Consider the following 1,549-nt stretch of genomic DNA (forward strand, 5'->3'; position numbering starts at 1 on the left):
GGGGGGTGCCTCTATGTCCTTCGTCAAGGCACCCCTGTCGGGTTTGGGGTGGTTCAGGGTTGCTGGGGTTATGCGGCGAGCTCGACATCCTTCGGTGTCCGTGATTCGTAGAAGGTGCCGTCGCGGAGCATGGCGAACAGGACGCTGATGCGTTGGCGGGCGAGGCGGAGGAGGGCTTGGGTGTGGGTTTTGCCGCGGGCGCGTTGCTTGTCGTAGTAGGCGCGGGAGGCCGGATCGGCGTTCATGCAGGCGAAGGCGGACAGGAACATCGCCCGTTTGAGCTGCCGGTTGCCGCCTCGGGGTGCGTGTTCGCCGTGGATCGAGGTGCCCGACGACTTTGTCGTCGGCGCGAGGCCGGCGTAGGAGGCCAGGTGGGCGGCGGTGGGGAAGCTGGTGCCGTCGCCGACGGTGGTCAGCAGGACAGCGGCGGTCCTGACGCCGACGCCGGGCATCGAGGTCAGGACCTGGGAAAGAGGGTGGGCCTCCAGCAGGGCGTTGATCTGGGCTTCCATCGCCCGGCGCTGGGTGTGCACGGCGGTCAGAGAAGCGGCCAGGGAGGGGACGACGATGTCCAGGGTGCCGGTGCCAGGGACGACGACGGTCTGCTCGTCGAGCGCGTCGAAGACCTCGTCGATCAGCCGGGCGGCCATGCGTGGGGCCTTCGGGCGGATCAGTTCCACGAGTCTGCGGCGGCCGGCCTTGCGCAGGGCGGCCGGGGAGCCGTAACGCTCCAGGAGCCAGGTGACGGCCTGGTGGTCCAGGCGCGGTCCCAGGACGCGTTCCAGAGAGGGGTGGAACTGGGTGAGAAGGCCGCGTATCCGGTTACTGGTGCGGGTGGCCTCTGCGGCCAGGTCCTGGTCGAAGCCGGTCAGCACGGTCAGCTCGGCGGTGATCTCGTCGGTCAGTTCCAGCGAGCGCAGGGTGTGCGGCATGGTCCGCGCGGCATCGGCGATGACGGCCGCGTCCTTGGCGTCGGTCTTGGCCTCTCCGGGGTAGAGGTCGGCGATCCGGCGCATGGACAGGCCGGGCAGGTAGGCGACGCGGCAGCCGGCGTCGCGTGCGACGGTCAGCGGCAGGGCGCCGATGGAGGCGGGCTGGTCCACGATGACCAGGACGGTGCCGAACTTCGCAGTCAGCTTGTCGAAGACGGCCCGCAGTTTCGGTTCGCTGTTGGGCAGCGGCTTGTCGAGGACCTTCTTGCCCGCTGGCGTCAGCCCATGGCCGTGGTGAGTGGACTTGCCGACGTCCAAACCGACGAACACGCCCACGTCTTCGATCTCGAACATCGTTACCTTTCGCGAGTGTTGACGGTGCCGGCCTCGGCTCGGGTGTCGTGCTCGCGCATCCACGTTATGCAGACCTGCCGCCCGCGAACTGTCCGGCGTTGCGCCGGACCGGACGGTGGCCGGACCTCTGATCAGCGTCTCCGACGAACACCCCCGAGCCCGGTGACACCACCCCCCAGGTCATTCCTTCGACAGGGGGACACAGTCATGCCGAGCCCGGAGGCCAGCGGCCCCGTTGCAGGACCGCGAAAAAGATAACGGGG

General features: G+C 68.6%; 1 protein-coding gene. It reads right to left on the reverse strand.

Annotated features, from left to right (window positions below; all coding sequences use genetic code 11):
- Nucleotides 1-68 precede the first annotated feature (68 nt).
- A complete protein-coding gene (locus ACFY93_RS34510) occupies nucleotides 69-1,286 on the reverse strand; it encodes an IS110 family transposase (protein WP_391365878.1) in 1,218 nt (405 codons plus the stop codon).
- Nucleotides 1,287-1,549: the final 263 nt, after the last annotated feature.

The organism is Streptomyces sp. NPDC008313, from assembly GCF_042956125.1.
Taxonomy (GTDB): Bacteria; Actinomycetota; Actinomycetes; order Streptomycetales; family Streptomycetaceae; genus Streptomyces.